The organism is Pseudomonas sp. FG86, from assembly GCF_057808775.1.
This window is the reverse complement of record NZ_JBMDIS010000105.1, coordinates 1-19748: the sequence shown is the minus strand read 5'-3', so window position 1 is coordinate 19748 and position 19748 is coordinate 1. Positions and strand designations below refer to the sequence as shown.

Below are 19748 nucleotides of genomic sequence, written 5' to 3'. Positions count from 1 at the left end.
TTCGCAGCCCAACGCGGGGCAAGCCCGCTCGCCACAACAAGCCCGCTTGCCACAGCAGCCACAGCAGCCACAGGGGAGCGATCAGGTCCGAAACACTGCCAAATGGGATTATTCGACCTATCTTGTAGGATCCTGCCACATCTTGCCGTTTGGTGATCACGAAAGCGGCACGTATGATGCATCCCAAACTCCTGCAGATTAGAAGCCTATGTCCCTGATAGTTCTACTGCTTCTGCCTTTCATTGGCAGCTGTCTGGCGGCCTTGCTGCCGCATAACGCACGTAACACCGAATCCCTGCTGGCTGGCCTTGTGGCCCTGGTCGGAACCGTTCAAGTCGCCCTGCTCTACCCCCAGATCGCCCACGGTGGCGTGATCCGCGAAGAATTCATGTGGTTGCCCAGCCTCGGCCTGAATTTCGTCTTGCGTATGGACGGGTTCGCCTGGCTGTTCTCGATGCTGGTGCTCGGCATCGGCACGCTGGTGTCGCTGTATGCGCGTTACTACATGTCGCCGGACGATCCGGTGCCGCGCTTCTTCGCGTTTTTCCTGGCGTTCATGGGCGCCATGCTCGGCCTGGTGATTTCCGGCAACCTGATCCAGATCGTGTTCTTCTGGGAACTGACCAGCCTGTTCTCGTTCCTGTTGATCGGCTACTGGCACCACCGCGCTGATGCACGGCGCGGTGCGTACATGGCGTTGATGGTGACGGGCGCCGGTGGGTTGTGCCTGCTGGCGGGCGTGATGCTGCTGGGGCATATCGTCGGCAGCTATGACCTGGACAAGGTGCTGGCGGCGGGTGATCAGATTCGTGCGCATTCGCTGTACCCGGTGATGCTGGCCCTGGTGCTGATTGGCGCGCTGAGCAAAAGCGCGCAGTTCCCGTTCCACTTCTGGCTGCCCCACGCGATGGCAGCGCCCACCCCGGTTTCAGCCTATCTGCACTCGGCGACGATGGTGAAGGCCGGCGTGTTCCTGCTGGCCCGCCTGTGGCCGTCGCTGTCCGGCAGCGAAGAATGGTTCTGGATCGTCGGCGGTGCCGGCGCGCTCACCCTCCTCCTCGGCGCCTACTGCGCCATGTTCCAGAATGACCTAAAAGGCCTTTTAGCCTATTCCACCATCAGCCACCTCGGGCTGATCACCCTGCTGCTGGGCCTCAACAGCCCGCTGGCCGCGGTCGCAGCGGTGTTCCACATCCTCAATCACGCCACCTTCAAGGCCTCGCTGTTCATGGCGGCGGGCATCATCGACCACGAAAGCGGCACGCGGGACATCCGCAAACTCAGTGGCCTGGTGCGCTTGATCCCGTTTACCGCGACCCTGGCGATGGTGGCCAGTGCATCCATGGCCGGCGTACCGTTGCTCAACGGCTTCCTGTCCAAAGAGATGTTCTTCGCCGAAACCGTGTTTATCTCGGCAACCGCCTGGGTGGAAATCGCCCTGCCGATGATCGCGACCATCGCCGGTACGTTCAGCGTGGCCTACGCCCTGCGCTTTACCGTGGATGTGTTCTTCGGTCCGGCCGCCACCGACCTGCCGCACACACCCCACGAGCCGCCGCGCTGGATGCGCGCGCCGGTTGAGCTGCTGGTGTTTACCTGCCTGCTGGTGGGTATCTTCCCGGCCCAAGTGGTCGGTTCGATCCTCGCTGCCGCCGCGCTGCCGGTAGTCGGCGGCGTGCTGCCGGAGTACAGCCTGGCGATCTGGCACGGCTGGAATGCACCGATGATCATGAGCCTGGTGGCCATGTCCGGCGGTGTGGTGCTGTACCTGCTGCTGCGTAAGCAACTCAAGCGTGGCCGCTTCAAATACCCGCCAATCATCAGCTACTTCAACGGCAAGCGCGGCTTCGAACGCAGCCTGGTGGTGATGATGCGCGGCGTGCGCAAGATCGAGAAACGCATCAGCACCAAGCGCCTGCAGACCCAATTGTTCCTACTGGTGCTGGTGGCCGTGATCGGCGGCATGATCCCTGTGATCAACAGCGGCCTCAGCTGGGGCGACCGGCCGAAGATCCCGGGCTCCATCGTGTTCGTGACCCTGTGGTTGCTGGCGATTGCCTGCGCCCTGGGCGCTGCCTGGCAAGCCAAGTACCACCGGCTGGCCGCCCTGACCATGGTCAGCGTGTGTGGCCTGATGACCTGCATCACCTTCGTGTGGTTCTCGGCGCCGGACCTGGCGCTGACGCAACTGGTGGTCGAAGTGGTCACCACCGTGCTGATCCTGCTGGGCCTGCGCTGGCTGCCACGGCGGATCGAAGAAGTCTCGCCACTGCCCAGCTCGCTGCGCAAGGCACGCGTTCGGCGCCTGCGCGACTTCCTGCTGTCCACCGTGGTCGGCGGCGGCATGGCGCTGCTGTCCTACGCGATGTTGACGCGCCAGACGCCTAACGACATCTCATCGTTTTACCTCAGCCGCGCCCTGCCCGAAGGCGGTGGCAGCAACGTGGTGAACGTGATGCTGGTGGACTTCCGCGGCTTCGACACCCTCGGCGAAATCACCGTGCTCGGCGCCGTCGCGCTGACCGTCTACGCCCTGCTGCGGCGCTTCCGCCCGTCAAAAGAGAGCATGGAATTGCCGCCGCAACAGCGCCAGTTGGCGCCGGACGTGGCCACCGACCTGGTCAACCCGCGCCAGGCCAGCGATACCGCCCTGGGCTTCATGATGGTGCCGGCAGTGCTGGTGCGCCTGCTGCTGCCGATTGCGCTGGTGGTGTCGTTCTACCTGTTCATGCGCGGCCACAATCAACCGGGCGGCGGGTTTGTCGCCGGGCTGGTGATGTCGGTGGCGTTTATCCTGCAATACATGGTCGCCGGCACCCAGTGGGTCGAGGCGCAGATGAGTTTGCGGCCGATGCGCTGGATGGGCTTCGGGCTGTTCTCGGCGACCCTCACCGGGCTGGGTGCGTTGTTTGCCGGCTACCCATTCCTCACCACCCATACGTGGCATTTCAGCTTGCCGGTGCTGGGCGACATTCATATCGCCAGCGCGTTGTTCTTCGACGTCGGCGTGTACGCCATGGTCGTCGGCTCGACCCTGTTGATGCTCACCGCCCTCGGTCACCAGTCGGTACGGGCCCATAAACCGAGCAACCAGGCCAAAGTGGTTGCCGCAACGGAAGGAGCCGCCTGATGGAAGAAGTCATTGCAATTGCCATTGGGGTGCTGGCTGCCTCGGGCGTCTGGTTGATCCTGCGGCCACGGACGTTCCAGGTGGTGATGGGCCTGTGCCTGCTGTCATACGGGGTCAACCTGTTCATCTTCAGCATGGGCAGCCTGTTTATCGGCAAGGAGCCGATCATCAAGGACGGCGTGCCGCAAGACCTGCTGCATTACACCGACCCCCTGCCCCAGGCACTGGTGCTGACGGCGATCGTGATCAGCTTCGCGATGACCGCGTTGTTCCTCGTGGTGCTGCTGGCATCGCGGGGCCTGACCGGCACCGACCATGTGGACGGCCGGGAGCCCAAGGAATGAACCTGGCGTACTCCCTGATCGCCGCGCCGATCCTGCTGCCCCTGCTGACCGCGGCATTGATGCTGATGCTTGGCGAAAAGCGCCGGCCACTCAAGGCCCGTATCAACCTGTTCTCGACCCTGCTCGGCCTCGGCCTCTCGGTGTTCCTGATGGGGTGGATGCACGGCAGTAGCGATGCGGTGGTGGTTTACCTGCTGGGCAACTGGCAAGCGCCGTTCGGCATCGTGCTGGTGGCGGATAAGTTATCGGTGCTGATGCTGGTGCTGACCGGCATCGTCGGCGTCAGCGCGCTGTTGTTTGCCATGGCCCGCTGGGACCGTGCCGGCACCAGTTTCCATGCGCTGTTCCAGATTCAGTTGATGGGCTTGTACGGTGCCTTCCTGACCGCCGACCTGTTCAACCTGTTCGTCTTCTTCGAAGTGCTGCTGGCTGCGTCCTATGGCTTGATGCTGCACGGTTCGGGGCGCGCACGGGTGTCGTCGGGGCTGCATTACATCGCGATCAACCTGCTGGCCTCGTCGCTGTTCCTGATCGGCGCGGCGATGGTCTATGGCGTCACCGGCACGCTGAACTTCGCCGACCTAGCGTTGAAAATCCCGCTGGTGCCGGAAGCCGATCGCGGCCTGTTGCATGCCGGCGCGGCGATCCTCGCCACCGCATTCCTGGCCAAGGCGGGCATGTGGCCGCTGAATTTCTGGTTGGCACCCGCCTACTCCTCGGCCAGCGCGCCGGTGGCGGCGATGTTCGCGATCATGACCAAGGTCGGCGTGTACACCGTGCTACGTTTGTGGACCCTGCTGTTCTCTGGCCAGGCCGGCGCGTCGGCACTGTTCGGCGGCGACTGGCTGGTGTACGGCGGCATGGCCACGATCATCTGCGCCTCACTGGCCATGGTGGCGGCGCAGCGCCTGGAGCGCATGGCCAGTCTGAGCATTCTGGTATCGGCCGGCATCCTGCTGTCAGCGGTGGGGTTCGCCCAGCCAAGCCTGACGGCAGGCGCATTGTTCTATCTGGTCAGCTCGACATTGGCGCTGAGTGCCCTGTTCCTGCTGGCGGAACTGATCGAGCGATCGCGTTCGGCCAACGACCTGCCTTTGGATGAAGAAATCGATGCGCTGCCCAAAGCCATGGAGTCCTTGCATCCACGGCCAGGCGTCAACCTCGATGACGAACAGAAAGCCGTGGTCGGCCAGGTCATTCCCTGGACCATGGCGTTCCTCGGCCTGAGCTTTATTGCCTGCGCCCTGCTGATTATCGGCATGCCCCCGTTGTCGGGGTTTATCGGCAAACTCAACCTGCTGAGTGCGCTGCTCAATCCGATCGGCCTGTGGTTCAGCATTGATGAGCCGATTCGCCCGGCTGCCTGGGGCCTGGCCGCCTTGTTGATCCTGTCGGGCCTCGCATCGCTGATGGCCTTCGCCCGCCTGGGCATCCAGCGCTTCTGGACCCCGGAAGAGCGCCCTTCGCCGCTGCTGCGCCGCTTCGAATGCCTGCCGATTTTCTTCCTGCTGGGCTTGAGCGTCGTGCTGACGTTCAAGGCCGAACCGCTGATGAACTACACCCTGGACATCGCCAAGAGCCTGAACAACCCAGAACGCTACGTAATGGCCGTCATGGCCCAGCGCCCGATACCCAGCCCCGAAGCCCGCGCCGCGCTGGAGGTGCAACCATGAAGCGCCTGTTCCCTGCCCCGTGGCTGTCGCTGGCGTTGTGGGTGCTGTGGCTGGTACTCAACCTGTCCGTCAGCCCCGGCAACCTGCTGCTAGGGGCACTGCTGGGCTTTCTCGCGCCGCTGCTGATGGCGCCACTGCGTCCGCTGCCGATCCGCATCCGCCGCCCTGGGGTGATCATCCGCCTGTTCTTTCTGGTCGGCCGCGACGTGATCATCTCCAACCTGCAGGTGGCCTGGGGGGTGCTGGTGTGCGGCTCGCGACCACCGCGTTCGCGCTTCGTCAAAATCCCCCTGGACCTGCGCGACCCCAATGGGCTGGCTGTGCTGTCAATGATCACCAGCGTGACGCCCGGTACCGTCTGGTCCGAACTGGCCCTGGACCGCAGCATCCTGCTGTTGCACGTGTTCGATCTGGATGACGACGCGCAGTTTATCCAGCACTTCAAACACGCCTACGAACGGCCCCTGATGGAGATCTTCGAATGAGCCCCCTGCTCTCCAATGCGATCCTGTTCAGCCTGTTCCTGTTCTCCCTGGCCATGGTGCTGACGTTGATCCGCCTGTTCAAAGGCCCCTCGGCCCAGGACCGGGTACTGGCGCTGGACTACCTGTATATCCTGGCCATGCTGATGATGCTGGTGCTGGGTATTCGTTATGCCAGCGACACCTACTTTGAAGCGGCGCTGCTGATTGCGCTGTTCGGCTTCGTCGGCTCATTTGCCCTGGCGAAATTCCTGCTGCGTGGGGAGGTGATTGAATGATGCCGTTATGGATGGAAATCGTCGTCGCGGTACTGTTGGTATTGAGCAGCGTGTTCGCACTGATCGGCGCGATTGGCTTGCTGCGCATGAAAGACTTCTTCCAGCGCATGCACCCTCCGGCACTGGCCTCGACGCTGGGCGCGTGGAGTGTGGCGTTGGCATCGATTATCTATTTTTCGGTGCTCAAGTCCGGACCGGTGCTGCACGGCTGGTTGATTCCGATTTTGCTGTCGATCACCGTGCCGGTGACCACCCTGCTGCTGGCGCGCACGGCGTTGTTTCGCAAGCGCATGGCTGGCGATGATGTACCCGCCGAAGTCAGCAGCCGCCGTTGATCCCTATAGAAAACACGGTCAAAACTGTGGGAGGGGGCTTGCCCCCGATGGCGGTGGATCAGTCAGCTCACCTGTAGCTGACCCACTGCTATCGGGGGCAAGCCCCCTCCCACATTTGGATTGGCGCTAGGCAAAAGACCTGATGTGCGCCGCCAATTCCGCCAACCCCTTATCATCGGCCCGCACATGATCGTGGGAAGAGATATAGCCCTCATATGCCTCAAAAAACTTATCCACCTTAGAGCTCAACGGCTTGAACGTGCTGTCCTGCCCAGTCCCATGCATGGGAAACAGCTTCGCATGCAGATGATCCACCCCATACCCTTCCAGCATCATCCCCGTACGGGCCACATCGGGAAACGCACGGTCGATCTGAAGCGCGGTTTTCTTCGCTGCAACGGCAAGCCCGGCCAACACCTCATCCGACTGCGCAAACGCATAGCTGCCGTAGTGCTGCTTTGGGATTACCACGCTGAAACCCGGTGTATTGGGAAAGATCGAAAGAAACGCCATATGCTGGTCGTCTTCCCACAGAATGTGCGCTGGGGAGGTCTTTTGAACAATGCTGCAGAAGATACAATCCATTTGAATCACCGCTGGTTTCATCGTGGGTTTGGTCGTGTCGACCATCTAAAGCCAGCCTGCGGCGGACGTCAAAACAAATGGCAACTTTCCGAAATGTCCTAGGACGTATGCGATGAGTAAAACCTACACCCCTGCCACCGCCGCCGCCGACGTCGAAACCACGCTCGCCTGGCTTGGCGGGCGCTGGAAGCTGATCATTCTGTTCCACCTGTTCGGCGGCCAGGTGCAGCGTTATTCCGACCTTGAGCGACTGATCCCGGATATCTCGCAAAAGATGCTCGCCCAGCAATTGCGCCAGCTCGAAGCCGATGGCCTGGTACAGCGCACGGTCTACCCAGTGGTGCCGCCCAAGGTGGAATACCGTATGACCGAGTGGGGGCAGAGCCTGTGCCCGGTACTGGATGGCCTGCTCAAATGGCAAGCCGCCAAACCGACGAATTAGACCGTAGGGACGGTGCCGCCGTCGATCACGTACTCGGTGCCGCTGATCGACGCGGCGCGGGGCGAGACCAGGAAGGCGATCAAGTCAGCCACCTCCTGAGGCTTGGCCGGCCGTCCAAGCGGAATACCGCCGAGCGCCTGCATGATGATCTGCTTGCCCCCCTCGTAATCCGTTCCCGCCTGCTCCGCCAGGCGCTCCGCCAGTGCTACCGCCGCGTCCGTCTCCACCCAGCCCGGCGAAACCCGCACCACCCGAATACCCTTGGGCGTGACTTCTTTCGACAGGCTCTTGCTGTAGGTCGCCAATGCTGCCTTTGCAGCGGCATACGCCGTGGTCGAATCCGGCAACGGCAACTCCCGCTGGATCGACGTGACATGAATAATCACCCCGGCGCCGCGCGCGAGCATCCCAGGCAGGAGCGCCCGATCCACCCGCACTGCCGCCATCAGGTTCTGGCCCAGGGCATTCGCCCACTGCTCATCATCGAGCACCGCAAAACCACCACCGGGCGCGCTTGAGCCGCCGAGCACATTGACGATGATATCGACGCCGCCAAGCCGAGCCTTCACCGCCTCAGTAGCACTCGCACAACCGGCGGCAGTGCCTAGGTCGGCAGCGATGAAATGCACGCCTTCGGGCGTCGAATCCGCCGCCGAACGCGCGACCGAAATCACCTGGGCGCCTTGTTCACGCAACACCGCCACCACGGCGGCGCCAATACCTTTGGTGCCACCGGTGACCAGCGCACGAAGGCCTTTTAGTCCGAGATCAAAGCTCATGGAACCTACTCCTGGATAAACGAAGACCGCAGGATAGGAACCGGGCGGATAGCCCACAAGAACGCACGAAAAGGTAATGGGCTAACCCAAAAGTTAGTGTCTGGATTCAGGGGGCCTCGTAACACACCCAACTGTAGGAGTCGGCTTGCCAGCTCCTAAAAGGGTAATGGGGGCTTGTCCTTACAGGATCGGCGCACCGAATCTGTTCAGGCGTGGCATCCAGTGATCCAGGATCTGCGCCGATGCCAGCACATGATGTGCCCGCCCGATCAACAGCCGACGCGGCACAAAACCGATGTACCGGGAGTCATCGCTGTTATCGCGATTGTCCCCCAGCATGAAATAGCTGTCGGCCGGCACCACCACCGGCCCGAAATTGCGCAGTGCCCGCACCGTCGGCATGAACTGCACCGTGCGCTGACGGTTGGCCGCCCGTTCGGTCAGCTTGATTCCTGGCACCGTATGGCCGGGAACGATGGGTTCACTGATGTCCTGTGCGTCACTGTAGGTGGACGGCACGCCGTTAACCCACAACACCTCATCCTTCATTTCCAGGGTGTCACCGGGAATACCGACGATGCGCTTGATCAGGCGCATGCCATCCTTGGGCGACGAGAACGTCACCACATCGCCGCGCTGGGGGTTATCGAGTTTGGCCAGGGAGATGTCCGTGAGCGGCAGCTTGAGGTCGTAGGCCACGCGATTGACCAACACCACATCGCCCTCCAGCAATGTCGGGCGCATGGAGCCAGAGGGAATGGGATTCCAGTCGGCCAGGGATGTACGGAAAACGCCGAAGCACAACCAGAAAATAATTGCGTAACGGTAACGGATCAACCAACTTCGCATACATCCTCGCACGGCAGAAAGGGGGCGTAAGGGCTATCTTTATCGCCGCTCGGTTGTTACACGCAAAGATTAAATTAACATTAGCGCCAGGCTAAAAGCCCCCGTTGACTGTCGTTGCGTCCAGCGCATAAAGAGGAGTGTCCACCATGGAGATCAAATGTTCTGTCTTTATCGCCGCCAGCATCGACGGCTTTATTGCCCGTCCAGACGGTGATATCGAATGGTTGCTCCGGCCGGAATATGAAACCGCTGAGTTAAAAGGCATGACCTATGAACGCTTTATCGCCACGGTCGATGCGCTGGTGATGGGCCGAAAAACCCTGGAGAAAGTAGTGTCCTTCCCCAAGTGGCTCTATGAGGGTACACCGGTCATTGCGCTCTCTCACCAGCCGCTGCAAATCCCTGCACATCTGGAGGGCAAGGTCGAGGTCATGGCGGGAGATGCAACCACACTCGTGGCGGCGTTAGCTGAGCGCGGCATGAAGCATCTCTATATCGACGGTGGCCAAACGATCCAGGCGTTTCTTGAAGCGGGCCTGATCAATGAGCTGATCATTACCCGTATCCCGGTTTTACTCGGGCAAGGGATCCCGCTATTCAGTCAGGTTGGCAGTGAGCATGAGCTCCACCACGTCGGAACGTACGTGTCGGACAATGGTTTTGTGCAGAGTCGATATCAAGTAGCAGCAGGCCCTCGCACCGCGCAATAGGGGGCAAGCCCCCTCCCGCACTGGATCGCGGGTGGCAGGTAGAGAGCAGCCCGGCTGTAGATCTCGTGGATACCGCCAATCCCCTGTGGGAGATGTCGAGCTTTAGCGAGGCTTCGAAGGCGGTGGCACGGTTGGCAGGTGTGTTGGCTGACCCACCGCCATCGGGGGCAAGCCCCCTCCCACATTTGATCGCGGGTGGCAGGTGGAGAGCAGCCCGGCTGTGGATCGCATGGATACCGCCAATCCCACACTGGATCGGGTGAGCCGCTCACTAAAACAGGGCGCAAAAAAACGCCCTGAACCAGTCGGGGCGTTTTTTATTCAGGGTTTGCTGATCAAGCCTGGTCGGCCAACCGCCACGTCGTCCCGCCCTTGCCGTCTTCCAACACCACGCCCATCGCGGTCAGTTGGTCACGGATACGGTCGGATTCCGCCCAGTCCTTGTTGGCACGAGCCGCCAGACGCGCCTGGATCAGCGCATCAACCTCAGCCGCATCCACACGCCCTTCAGCGCCGGCTTGCAGGAAGTCATCGGCTTCCATCTGCAACACGCCCAGCACACTGGCCAGTTCCTTCAAGCGAGCCGCCAACCCAGCCGCTGCGTCGAGATCACTCTCACGCAGGCGGTTGATCTCGCGCACCATCTCGAACAGCACCGCACATGCTTCCGGCGTGCCGAAGTCGTCGTTCATCACTTCGGTAAACCGTGCCACGAACGCTTCGCCGCCAGCCGGTGCAACGGCGGGCAAGCCTTTCAACGCGTGGTAGAAGCGCTCCAGGGCGCCTTTGGCGTCCTTGAGGTTGTCTTCCGAGTAGTTGATGGCGCTGCGGTAGTGGCTGGACACCAACAGGTAACGCACAACCTCCGGGTGGTACTTTTCCAGCACGTCGCGGATGGTGAAGAAGTTGTTCAAGGACTTGGACATCTTCTCGCCATTGATGCGGATCATGCCGCAGTGCATCCAGGCGTTGGCGTAGGTCTTGCCGGTGGCGGCTTCGCTTTGGGCGATTTCGTTCTCGTGGTGCGGGAACTCCAGGTCGCTGCCGCCGCCATGGATGTCGAAGGTCTCGCCCAGGCAGCAGGTGGACATCACCGAGCATTCGATGTGCCAGCCCGGACGCCCGGCGCCCCATGGCGATTCCCAGCTTGGTTCGCCGGGTTTGGTGCCTTTCCACAGCACGAAGTCCAACGGATCCTGCTTGGCTTCGTCGACTTCAATGCGCGCGCCGATGCGCAGGTCTTCGATTTTCTTGCGCGACAGCTTGCCGTAGCCCATGAACTTGGCGACGCGGTAGTACACGTCGCCATTGCCTGGGGCGTAGGCGTAGCCCTTGTCGATCAGGGTCTGGATCATCGCGTGCATGCCAGGGATGTGGTCCGTGGCACGCGGCTCCATGTCCGGCTTGAGGATGTTGAGGCGCGCCTCGTCCTCGTGCATGGCGGCGATCATGCGCTCGGTCAGCGCATCGAACGACTCGCCGTTTTCGTTGGCGCGGTTGATGATCTTGTCGTCGATGTCGGTGATGTTGCGCACATAGGTCAAGTCATAGCCGCTGAAACGCAACCAGCGGGTCACCAGGTCGAAGGCAACCATGCTGCGACCGTGGCCGATGTGGCAATAGTCGTACACGGTCATGCCGCACACGTACATGCGCACCTTGTTGCCATCCAGCGGCTTGAAGACTTCTTTGGTCTTGCTGAGTGTGTTGTAGATCGTTAGCACGACAGTTCCTTAAAACAGAATCACTGGCCCCACGAATCACGCAAGGTCACGGTACGGTTGAATACCGGCTGACCTGGTTTCGAGTCCTTGATATCCGCGCAGAAGTAGCCTTCGCGCTCGAACTGGAAACGGTCTTCCGGCTGTGCGTCGCCCAAGGATGGCTCGGCACGACAACCGGTGAGCACTTGCAGGGAGTCAGGGTTGATGTTGTCGAGGAAGCTGGCGCTGTCTTCGGCCTTTTCAGGATTCGGCGAACGGAACAGGCGATCGTACAGACGCACTTCACACTCGATGCTGGCAGCGGCCGGCACCCAGTGGATCACGCCCTTGACCTTGCGGCCTTCAGGGTTCTTGCCCAGGGTTTCCGGGTCGTAGGAGCAACGCAGCTCGACGATGTTGCCATCGGCGTCCTTGATGGCTTCGTCGGCGCGGATCACGTAGCTGCCGCGCAGGCGCACTTCGCCATTTGGCTCCAGGCGCTTGTAGCCTTTTGGCGGCTCTTCCATGAAGTCATCGCGGTCGATGTAGATTTCACGCGCGAACGGCAGCTTGCGCACGCCCAGTGCTTCGTTCTGCGGATGACGCGGCAGCTCGAGGTTGTCGACCTTGTCTTCCGGGTAGTTGGTGATCACGACTTTCAACGGGCGCAGCACGCACATGGCGCGCGGCGCGTTCGCGTCGAGGTCCTGGCGGATGCTGAACTCGAGCATGCCGTAGTCGACCACGCCGTCGGAGCGGTTGGTACCGACCATCTCACAGAAATTACGGATCGACGCCGGAGTGTAGCCGCGACGGCGGAAGCCCGACAGCGTCGACATGCGCGGGTCGTCCCAGCCATGCACGTGCTTTTCATCCACCAGTTGCTTGAGCTTGCGCTTGCTGGTGATGGTGTAGTTCAGGTTCAGGCGGCTGAATTCGTACTGGCGCGGGTGCGCCGGTACCGGCAGGTGCTCCAGGAACCATTCGTACAGCGGGCGATGGCTCTCGAACTCCAGGGTGCAGATGGAGTGGGTGATGCCTTCGATGGCGTCCGACTGACCGTGGGTGAAATCGTAGTTGGGGTAGATGCACCACTTGTCACCGGTCTGGTGGTGGTGGGCATGGCGGATGCGGTACATGATCGGGTCGCGCAGGTTCATGTTCGGCGAAGCCATGTCGATCTTGGCGCGCAGCACGCGGGCACCGTCCGGGAACTCACCGGCACGCATGCGGGCGAACCAGTCGAGGTTCTCTTCTACCGAACGGTCGCGGAACGGGCTGTTCCTGCCTGGCTCGGTCAGGGTGCCACGGTATTCCTTGGCCTGCTCCGGGGTCAGGTCGTCGACGTAGGCCTTGCCGGCCTTGATCAGCTCGACGGCCCAGTCGAACAACTGGTCGAAGTACTGGGAGGCGTAGCGCACTTCACCGGACCACTCGAAGCCCAGCCACTTGATGTCGCTCTCGATGGCGTCGATGTATTCCTGGTCTTCCTTGGCCGGGTTGGTGTCGTCGAAACGCAGGTGCGTGACGCCACCGAACTCCTGGGCCAGGCCGAAGTTCACACAGATCGACTTGGCGTGACCGATGTGCAGGTAGCCGTTGGGCTCTGGCGGGAAGCGGGTGACGATCTGCGTGTGCTTGCCCGAATCCAGGTCCGCCTGGATGATCGGGCGCAGGAAATTGACCGGGACGGCAGGTCCGGCCTTGGAATTCGAGGTAGGGTCGACAGTGGGCTTGCTCATAGGATCCTTGAACAGACAGGTTCGTGGCCGGGTGGGGCCAGATAAAACAAAGGCGATATCATAGCCGATGCTGTCAACCACCTGACAGAGCACGGCCAAAAACTGCTGGTTTAATTGCCCGGGCGGTAAAAAACCACCTCGAAATTCCTGCAGGGCACGTTAAACTGCGCGTCTTGGCCGTCGTTTAGCCAAACCGGTCGTGGCGCCGAGGCGCCCGAACCCACGAATTCCCTGAAAAGAGTAGTACACATGACTCAAGTCAAACTGACCACCAACTACGGTGACATCGTCATCGAGCTGAACGCCGAGAAAGCGCCGATCACCGTCGCCAACTTCATCGAATACGTGAAAGCCGGCCACTACGAAAATACCGTTTTCCACCGTGTCATCGGCAACTTCATGGTCCAGGGCGGCGGTTTCGAGCCAGGCATGAAAGAAAAGAAAGACAAGCGTCCAAGCATCCAGAACGAAGCGGACAACGGCCTTTCCAACGACAAGTACACCGTTGCCATGGCCCGTACCATGGAGCCGCATTCGGCCTCCGCGCAGTTCTTCATCAACGTGGCCGACAACACCTTCCTGAACCACAGCGGCAAGAACGTTCAAGGCTGGGGCTACGCGGTGTTCGGTAAAGTCACCGAAGGCACTGACGTTGTCGACAAGATCAAAGCAGTTTCCACCACCAGCAAGGCCGGCCACCAGGACGTGCCAGCAGAAGACGTGATCATCGAGAAAGCCGAGATCATTGAGTGATATTGCTGATTTCAGATTTGCATCTGGAAGAGGAACGCCCGGACATTACCCGGGCGTTTCTGGATCTGCTCCACGGCCGCGCCCGTGGCGCCCAGGCGTTGTACATTCTGGGGGACTTCTTTGAAGCCTGGATTGGCGACGATGGGATGACCCCCTTCCAGCGTTCGATCTGCGCAGCTCTGCGCGAGCTGAGCGACAGCGGTACCCCGATTTTTATCATGCATGGCAACCGCGATTTCCTGATCGGCAAGGCGTTCTGCAAAACCACAGGCGCTACCTTGCTCAAGGACCCGAGTGTCGTGCAGCTCCATGGCGAGCCCGTGCTGCTGATGCACGGCGACAGTCTCTGCACCCGCGACCTCGGCTATATGAAGCTGCGGCGCATCCTGCGTAACCCGCTGGTGCTGTTTATCCTGCGTCACCTGCCACTGCGCGCCCGCCACGCGCTGGCGCGCAAGCTGCGCAGCGAAAGCCGTGCGCAGACGCGGATGAAGGCCAACGATATTGTCGACGTCACCCCGGAAGAAGTGCCGCGGGTGATGCAGCAATTTGGCGTGCGCACCCTGGTCCACGGCCATACGCACCGTCCGGCGATCCACAAGTTGCAGATTGGCGACCAGGCGGCCAAGCGCATTGTGCTGGGGGATTGGGACAAGCAGGGCTGGGCGTTGCAGGTGGATGAGCAAGGGTTTCAGTTGGCGGCGTTTGATTTTGTGAACCCGCAACTGGCGTTGCCTGGCGCCTGATCACCAAACACCACTGATCCAATGTGAACAAAGATCCAAATGTGGGAGGGGGCTTGCCCCCGATAGCAGTAGGCCAGTCAATATTGCTGTGACTGATCCACCGCCATCGGGGGCAAGCCCCCTCCCACATTTAGATCCCTGTACGTTTTCGGAATCAGTGACCGGAAGCAGCCGGCCCCGCCTTCGCGGTAAACGGCGGCTTGGCCAGCCACACCAGCAGCATCAACCCCATGAACATCCATCCCAGCAGCGTGAAGTAATCCACGGTGGACATCATGTATGCCTGGCTGGTGAGGATCTGGTCCAATTGCGCATAAGCCTTCTGCCCTGCCCCGCCGAGTGCGTTCAACGCATCACGGGTCGCCGAGTCGTAGGTCGTCATGTTTTCGCTCATGTACGCGTGGTGCTGGTCCGCCCGGCGAATCCAGATCCACGTGGTCAGCGATGCCGCGAAGCTACCACCCAGGGTCCGCAGGAAGGTCGCCAGGCCCGCACCATCGGCAATCTGCTGCGGTGGCAGGTCGGACATCAAGATGCTCAAGGTCGGCATGAAGAACAGTGCCACGCCGATGCCCATGAACAGCTGCACCAGGGCGATGTGGGTGAAGTCCACCTCATTGGTGAAGCCTGCCCGCATGAAGCAGCTCAAGCCAATCGCCAGGAACGCCAGGCCGGCCAGCAGGCGCAGGTCGAACTTGTGCGCGTACTTGCCGACAAACGGCGACATCAGCACCGGCAGGATGCCGATCGGCGCCACCGCCAGGCCCGCCCACGTCGCGGTGTAGCCCATCTGGGTTTGCAACCACTGCGGCAGGATCAGGTTGATGCCGAAGAACCCCGCATAGCCCAGGATCAACACAATGGTACCGATGCGGAAGTTCCGGTAGGCAAACAGCCGCAGGTTGACCACCGGGTGCTGGTCAGTCAGTTCCCAAATGATGAACACCGCCAGGGCAATCGCCGAGATCACCGCGCCGATGATGATGAAGTTGGATTCGAACCAGTCCAGGTCGTTGCCCTTGTCGAGGATGATCTGCAAGGCGCCGACACCGACGATCAAGCTCAGCAATCCGACGTAATCCATCGGCTGGTAACTGGTGACCACCGGGCGTGCCTTCAATTGCGAACGCACCACCATCACCGCAAAGATGCCGATGGGCACGTTGATAAAGAAGATCCACGGCCAGCTGTAGCTATCGGTGATCCAGCCACCCAGGATGGGGCCGGCAATCGGCGCCACCACGGTGACCATCGCCAATAACGCCAAGGCCATGCCGCGCCTCGCGGGGGGGTAGACGGCGATCAACAGGGTCTGGGTCATCGGGTACAACGGCCCCGCCACCAGGCCTTGCAGCACCCGAAAGCCAATCAGCTCGGGCATCGAGGTGGAGATACCGCAGAGAAACGAGGCCAGCACGAACAGGAGGGTGGCCCACAGGAACAGCTTCACCTCACCAAAGCGCCGGCTCAACCAGCCGGTCAGCGGCAAGGCGATGGCATTGCTCACCGCAAATGAGGTGATCACCCAGGTGCCCTGCTCCGAACTCACGCCGAGGTTGCCGGAAATCGTCGGCAACGCCACGTTGGCGATCGTGGTGTCGAGCACCTGCATAAAGGTCGCCAGCGACAGGCCAATGGTGGCCATCAACAGGCTCGGCGGTGAGAAGGAGGCGTTATTGCTCATCAGCGTTGCGCAGCCTTGGGAGCAGCGACGCTGTTGTCATGGATCAATTGGGTGATCATGGCGTCGGCCTCGGCCAATTGGCGTTCATACACATCCGTGGTGAACGAGGCCTTTTGCGGGGCCTGTTGCGCCAGCACCGGGCCGCTCTGGTCATGCAGGTCGACATTGACCACGGTGCTCAAGCCCACGCGCAGCGGGTGCTTGGCCAGTTCGTCGGCATTGACATGGATGCGCACCGGCACCCGTTGCACGATCTTGATCCAGTTACCGGTGGCGTTCTGTGCCGGCAGCAGGGCAAACGCGCTGCCGGTGCCCGCGCCGAGGCTGTCGACCGTACCGCTGAACTTCACGTCGCTGCCGTAGATATCCGCCTCGATGTCCACCGGCTGGCCGATACGCATGTTGCGCAACTGGGTTTCCTTGAAGTTGGCGTCGATCCACAGCTGGTTGAGCGGGATTACCGCCATCAACGCCGTGCCCGGCTGGACACGCTGGCCCAGTTGCACGGTGCGCTTGGCCACATAGCCGGTGACAGGGGCGATCAAAGTGCTGCGCGCATTGGCCAGGTAGGCTTGGCGCAGTTGTGCGGCGGCGGCTTGCACGTCCGGGTGGGACGAGATCACGGTGTCATCCACCAGGGCGTTGCTGGTTTTGAGTTGTTGCTCAAGGTTGGTCAGGGCGTTCTTGGCCGCGGTCAGGCTGTCACGGGCGTGGGACAGCTCCTCCTGGGAGATCGCCCCGCCCTGGGCCAGGGTCTTGCGTCGGTTGTAGTTGTCCTGGGCGGTTTGCACATCGGCTTTCTGGGCGTTCACCTGGGCTTTCATGCCATCGACATTGCTGTACAAGCCACGCACCTGACGCACGGTGCGCGCCAGGTTGGCCTGGGCACTTTGCAGGCCGACCGCTGCGTCGTTCGGGTCGAAATTGACCAGCACCTGGCCTTCATGGACCAGGTCGCCATCGTCGGCGCCGATGCTGACCACGGTACCGGTGACCAGCGGGGTGATTTCCACCACGTTGCCATTCACGTAGGCGTCGTCGGTGCTCTCGTTGAAGCGACCGTAGAGCTCATACCAGCCCCACACACCGACGCTCCCGAGGATCACGATCAGCGCCAGGCCGATCAGCATCACTTTGCGTTTGCGGGGGTTGCTGTCGTCTTTGGGTTGTTGCGTTGCATTGCTGTTTTCGGCAGTGGCCATGACAAATACCTCAAATTATTCCGTGCGTGTAGCTGGGGTGGTCGACGCCACGTTTGCGGCGTTGTAGCCGCCACCCAGGGCTTGCATCAGTTGAATCGACAGATCGATTTGTGCGGCATTCAAGGTCGCCAGCTGACGCTGGGCCTGCAGCAATTGCTGCTCGATGCTCAGTACATCCAGGTAATTGCCGATGCCGGAGCTGTACCGTTGCAACCCGGTGTCGTAGGACTGCTGGGCAATGTCCGCGGCATGTTGCTGGGCCTGGATCTGCCGGCCGGTGTCGCGCAGTTGTGAAAGGGTATTGCCGATATCGCCGAGGGCTTGCACCAGGGTTTTGTTGTACTGGGCCACCGCCAGGTCGTAGTCGGCATCGCGGGCATCGAGGTCGGCGCGCAGGCGGCCACCGTCGAAGATCGGCAGCGAAATCGTCGGCGCAATGCTGAAGAAACGGCTGGCCGAACCAAACATCGCATCCCCCAGCAACGACTCAGCCCCGGCGCTCGCGCTCAGGTTGAGGTTGGGGTAGAAGCGCGTCTTGCTGGCGGCGACGTTCTTGCTCGCGGCCTCGACCCGCCAGCGTGCGGCGATCAGGTCCGGGCGCCGGCCGAGCAGTTCGGCAGGCAGCACCGAAGGTACCGCGACGGCACTGGGTTTCAGCACGTTGGGGCGTACCAGTTCGTTGCCACGGTCCGGGCCTTTGCCGAGCAACACGGCCAGGGCGATCTTGGCGCTCTGCAGTTGCTTTTCGGCATCGATCAGTTGTGATTGGGAGCTGGCTTCCAGGCTTTCGGTCTGCTGGTACTGGTACTGGCTGTCGATACCCGAATTCAGCCGGCGCTTGCCCAGGTCGAGCATTTGCCGGGTGCGCTTGAGGTCGTCATTGGCCAGGTCACGCACGATATGGGCCTGGCCCAGGTCGCTGTAGGCTTTGGCCACGTTGGCCGCCAGGGTCAGGCGCGCGGCCTGCTGGTCGACCTGGGCGGCACGCGCTTCACCCAACGCGGCTTCCCAGGCGGCGCGTTGGCCACCCCATAAGTCGAAGTTGTAATTGAAGCTGGCACCGATGTTGCGCACGGTGGCGTAGGCATCGCCCTGCCCCAGCGGGTCCTGATCCTTGGCCAGGCGTGAACGGCTGACGCCGGCGCTGGCGTCCAGGGTCGGCATACGTGCAGCGTTGGCCGCATACGCCGCCGCTTCGGCCTGGTGGGCACGCGCGCTGGCGACTTGCATATCCGGGCTGTTTTGCAGGGCTTCCTGGATCAGGCTGTCGAGTTGCGGGTCACCGAGGCTTTTCCACCAGTCGGCGCTGGGCCAGGCGGCGGCCGACAGGCTCACGCCACTGAGGGACTTGCCGGTTTGCAGGGTGTTGGCATCGAGGCGTTGACCCTGGGTGTCGAGGCCACTGAAGTTGGCGCAACCGGCCATGCTCATGGCCATCAGCACCAGGCAAAGGGCACGTGTGTTCATTCTTTACCTACCCGCTGAAGGGTGATGGGATCACCAGCAGCTATCAGAATTTTCTTGAGGATCTTTTCCAGGGTTTCCAGCTCGCCGGGCTCCAAGGCGCCAGCCAACTGGTTCAACGCGTCGGCGCCGATGTGCGGGAGCATGTCCGCCAAGCGCTGACCGTCGGCGGTGAGCACCAACTGCACCTGACGGCGGTCCAGTTCGGAACGCTTGCGATCCAGCAGGCCCTTTTGCTCCAGGCGATCAAGCATGCGGGTCATCGAACCGCTGTCCAGGGACAGGTTGCGACACAGCTCCGCCGGGGTGTCGACACCGAACTGGGCCATGATGATCAACACCTTGAACTGCGCGGCGGTAATGCCGTGGGGTTCCATGTGGGCGTCGATGATGCGGTCCTTGAGGATGGCGGCACGACCCAGCAACAGGCCGAGGTGGCAGTTGTGGAAGTTGTCAGGGGTGAAGTGTTTCATCGAAAGCCACCTTATTACTGCCTAGGCAGTTAATGTATGACGAGATGTTACTGCTTAGGCAGCGAATGTCAAATTAAATAATTAGCTTGCTTGGTAATTGGCCGGCGGTCGGGGGAATGCGATCAAACATGTGGCGAACGGGCTTGCCCTAATGGCCATCGGTCTCTACACAACTGTGTAGCAGCCAACGCTAACCACACCGCCGACGCGAAGCGAGCCGCGCTCTTGATCTTGCCGTTGCCGTTGCCGTTGCCGTTGCCGTTGCTTTAGATCTTGATCTTGATCTCAGGCGCCCCGTTAAACCACGCTGGCCGTAATCCGATAGTGATTTGGGGGGTAAACCGGCAGGGATGCCGGTTTAGCCGCCCCGCGCC

Annotated in this window: 20 protein-coding genes; 11 read left to right on the top strand and 9 right to left on the bottom strand. The window is 61.4% G+C overall.

Features of this window, described 5'->3' with window-relative positions:
• The 7 genes from ACODSV_RS32540 to ACODSV_RS32510 form a co-directional block, all read left to right on the top strand.
• Positions 1–202, top strand: a 202-nt coding sequence (locus ACODSV_RS32540) for a hypothetical protein (protein WP_489078394.1), incomplete at its 5' end; no start/stop codon positions are given.
• A 6-nt stretch (positions 203–208) separates the two neighbouring features.
• Positions 209–3130 (top strand): monovalent cation/H+ antiporter subunit A, encoded by a 2922-nt coding sequence (locus ACODSV_RS32535; RefSeq protein WP_069076525.1) that lies wholly within the window; start codon positions 209–211, stop codon positions 3128–3130.
• A complete protein-coding gene (locus tag ACODSV_RS32530; RefSeq protein WP_007986256.1) occupies positions 3130–3474 on the top strand; it encodes a Na+/H+ antiporter subunit C in 345 nt (114 codons plus the stop codon). Before ACODSV_RS32535 ends, ACODSV_RS32530 begins: the two co-directional genes overlap by 1 nt.
• Positions 3471–5147 (top strand): monovalent cation/H+ antiporter subunit D, encoded by a 1677-nt coding sequence (locus ACODSV_RS32525; RefSeq protein ID WP_024076215.1) that lies wholly within the window; start codon positions 3471–3473, stop codon positions 5145–5147. The genes ACODSV_RS32530 and ACODSV_RS32525 overlap by 4 nt, the downstream gene beginning before the upstream one ends.
• Positions 5144–5632, top strand: a complete 489-nt coding sequence (locus ACODSV_RS32520; protein ID WP_024076216.1) for a Na+/H+ antiporter subunit E — start codon at positions 5144–5146, stop codon at positions 5630–5632. Before ACODSV_RS32525 ends, ACODSV_RS32520 begins: the two co-directional genes overlap by 4 nt.
• Complete coding sequence (locus ACODSV_RS32515) at positions 5629–5907, top strand: K+/H+ antiporter subunit F (protein ID WP_024076217.1); 279 nt, start codon at positions 5629–5631, stop codon at positions 5905–5907. The genes ACODSV_RS32520 and ACODSV_RS32515 overlap by 4 nt, the downstream gene beginning before the upstream one ends.
• Positions 5904–6242: a Na+/H+ antiporter subunit G gene (locus tag ACODSV_RS32510; protein WP_069076526.1), complete on the top strand. Its 339-nt coding sequence runs from the start codon at positions 5904–5906 to the stop codon at positions 6240–6242. Before ACODSV_RS32515 ends, ACODSV_RS32510 begins: the two co-directional genes overlap by 4 nt.
• A 126-nt stretch (positions 6243–6368) precedes the next feature.
• On the opposite strand, the gene ACODSV_RS32505 is transcribed toward ACODSV_RS32510, so the two are convergent.
• Positions 6369–6827 carry an HIT family protein gene (locus ACODSV_RS32505; RefSeq protein WP_024076219.1) on the bottom strand — a complete coding sequence of 153 codons (459 nt, stop codon included), beginning with the start codon at positions 6825–6827 and terminating at the stop codon, positions 6369–6371.
• 112 nt (positions 6828–6939) lie between these two features.
• Here ACODSV_RS32505 and ACODSV_RS32500 point away from each other — a divergent pair, with 112 nt between their 5' ends.
• Positions 6940–7269, top strand: coding sequence for a winged helix-turn-helix transcriptional regulator (locus tag ACODSV_RS32500; RefSeq protein WP_024076220.1), 330 nt, complete (start codon positions 6940–6942; stop codon positions 7267–7269).
• Here ACODSV_RS32500 and ACODSV_RS32495 read toward each other — a convergent pair.
• Positions 7266–8048, bottom strand: coding sequence for an SDR family oxidoreductase (locus tag ACODSV_RS32495; protein WP_024076221.1), 783 nt, complete (start codon positions 8046–8048; stop codon positions 7266–7268). The genes ACODSV_RS32500 and ACODSV_RS32495 overlap by 4 nt on opposite strands.
• Positions 8049–8228: 180 nt before the next feature.
• Positions 8229–8897, bottom strand: a complete 669-nt coding sequence (lepB, locus tag ACODSV_RS32490) for a signal peptidase I (protein ID WP_069076527.1) — start codon at positions 8895–8897, stop codon at positions 8229–8231.
• 146 nt (positions 8898–9043) lie between these two features.
• Between lepB and ACODSV_RS32485 the strand changes: the two genes are divergently transcribed.
• Positions 9044–9607, top strand: a complete 564-nt coding sequence (locus ACODSV_RS32485) for a dihydrofolate reductase family protein (RefSeq protein WP_150056255.1) — start codon at positions 9044–9046, stop codon at positions 9605–9607.
• A 335-nt stretch (positions 9608–9942) separates the two neighbouring features.
• On the opposite strand, the gene cysS is transcribed toward ACODSV_RS32485, so the two are convergent.
• The gene (cysS, locus tag ACODSV_RS32480; RefSeq protein ID WP_024076224.1) at positions 9943–11331 is read right to left on the bottom strand and encodes a cysteine--tRNA ligase; all 1389 of its coding nucleotides are present in this window, start codon (positions 11329–11331) and stop codon (positions 9943–9945) included.
• Between the two features lie 20 nt (positions 11332–11351).
• Complete coding sequence (locus ACODSV_RS32475) at positions 11352–13052, bottom strand: glutamine--tRNA ligase/YqeY domain fusion protein (protein ID WP_024076225.1); 1701 nt, start codon at positions 13050–13052, stop codon at positions 11352–11354.
• A gap of 249 nt (positions 13053–13301) precedes the next feature.
• Between ACODSV_RS32475 and ACODSV_RS32470 the strand changes: the two genes are divergently transcribed.
• Positions 13302–13805 (top strand): peptidylprolyl isomerase, encoded by a 504-nt coding sequence (locus ACODSV_RS32470; protein WP_150056138.1) that lies wholly within the window; start codon positions 13302–13304, stop codon positions 13803–13805.
• A complete protein-coding gene (gene lpxH / locus ACODSV_RS32465) occupies positions 13802–14551 on the top strand; it encodes a UDP-2,3-diacylglucosamine diphosphatase (RefSeq protein ID WP_024076227.1) in 750 nt (249 codons plus the stop codon). The genes ACODSV_RS32470 and lpxH overlap by 4 nt, the downstream gene beginning before the upstream one ends.
• A gap of 154 nt (positions 14552–14705) precedes the next feature.
• On the opposite strand, the gene ACODSV_RS32460 is transcribed toward lpxH, so the two are convergent.
• The 4 genes from ACODSV_RS32460 to ACODSV_RS32445 are packed head-to-tail and all read right to left on the bottom strand — an operon-like array spanning position 14706 to position 19374.
• Complete coding sequence (locus tag ACODSV_RS32460; protein WP_150056049.1) at positions 14706–16235, bottom strand: DHA2 family efflux MFS transporter permease subunit; 1530 nt, start codon at positions 16233–16235, stop codon at positions 14706–14708.
• Positions 16235–17437, bottom strand: coding sequence for an HlyD/EmrA/EmrK family protein (locus ACODSV_RS32455; protein WP_024076229.1), 1203 nt, complete (start codon positions 17435–17437; stop codon positions 16235–16237). Before ACODSV_RS32455 ends, ACODSV_RS32460 begins: the two co-directional genes overlap by 1 nt.
• A gap of 15 nt (positions 17438–17452) precedes the next feature.
• Complete coding sequence (locus tag ACODSV_RS32450) at positions 17453–18904, bottom strand: efflux transporter outer membrane subunit (protein ID WP_024076230.1); 1452 nt, start codon at positions 18902–18904, stop codon at positions 17453–17455.
• Positions 18901–19374: a MarR family winged helix-turn-helix transcriptional regulator gene (locus ACODSV_RS32445; protein WP_024076231.1), complete on the bottom strand. Its 474-nt coding sequence runs from the start codon at positions 19372–19374 to the stop codon at positions 18901–18903. Before ACODSV_RS32445 ends, ACODSV_RS32450 begins: the two co-directional genes overlap by 4 nt.
• Positions 19375–19748 lie beyond the last annotated feature (374 nt).

Bases quoted from the DNA above. Each gene is read 5' to 3' on its own strand.
- ACODSV_RS32475 (WP_024076225.1), bottom strand. From the start codon at position 13,052: ATGAGCAAGCCCACTGTCGACCCTACCTCGAATTCCAAGGCCGGACCT.
- ACODSV_RS32530 (WP_007986256.1), top strand. From the start codon at position 3,130: ATGGAAGAAGTCATTGCAATTGCCATTGGGGTGCTGGCTGCCTCGGGC.
- ACODSV_RS32525 (WP_024076215.1), top strand. From the start codon at position 3,471: ATGAACCTGGCGTACTCCCTGATCGCCGCGCCGATCCTGCTGCCCCTG.
- ACODSV_RS32455 (WP_024076229.1), bottom strand. From the start codon at position 17,437: ATGGCCACTGCCGAAAACAGCAATGCAACGCAACAACCCAAAGACGAC.
- ACODSV_RS32500 (WP_024076220.1), top strand. From the start codon at position 6,940: ATGAGTAAAACCTACACCCCTGCCACCGCCGCCGCCGACGTCGAAACC.
- ACODSV_RS32515 (WP_024076217.1), top strand. From the start codon at position 5,629: ATGAGCCCCCTGCTCTCCAATGCGATCCTGTTCAGCCTGTTCCTGTTC.
- ACODSV_RS32535 (WP_069076525.1), top strand. From the start codon at position 209: ATGTCCCTGATAGTTCTACTGCTTCTGCCTTTCATTGGCAGCTGTCTG.
- ACODSV_RS32450 (WP_024076230.1), bottom strand. From the start codon at position 18,904: ATGAACACACGTGCCCTTTGCCTGGTGCTGATGGCCATGAGCATGGCC.
- ACODSV_RS32520 (WP_024076216.1), top strand. From the start codon at position 5,144: ATGAAGCGCCTGTTCCCTGCCCCGTGGCTGTCGCTGGCGTTGTGGGTG.
- ACODSV_RS32505 (WP_024076219.1), bottom strand. From the start codon at position 6,827: ATGGATTGTATCTTCTGCAGCATTGTTCAAAAGACCTCCCCAGCGCAC.
- ACODSV_RS32510 (WP_069076526.1), top strand. From the start codon at position 5,904: ATGATGCCGTTATGGATGGAAATCGTCGTCGCGGTACTGTTGGTATTG.
- ACODSV_RS32495 (WP_024076221.1), bottom strand. From the start codon at position 8,048: ATGAGCTTTGATCTCGGACTAAAAGGCCTTCGTGCGCTGGTCACCGGT.
- ACODSV_RS32470 (WP_150056138.1), top strand. From the start codon at position 13,302: ATGACTCAAGTCAAACTGACCACCAACTACGGTGACATCGTCATCGAG.
- lepB (WP_069076527.1), bottom strand. From the start codon at position 8,897: ATGCGAAGTTGGTTGATCCGTTACCGTTACGCAATTATTTTCTGGTTG.
- ACODSV_RS32445 (WP_024076231.1), bottom strand. From the start codon at position 19,374: ATGAAACACTTCACCCCTGACAACTTCCACAACTGCCACCTCGGCCTG.
- ACODSV_RS32460 (WP_150056049.1), bottom strand. From the start codon at position 16,235: ATGAGCAATAACGCCTCCTTCTCACCGCCGAGCCTGTTGATGGCCACC.
- ACODSV_RS32485 (WP_150056255.1), top strand. From the start codon at position 9,044: ATGGAGATCAAATGTTCTGTCTTTATCGCCGCCAGCATCGACGGCTTT.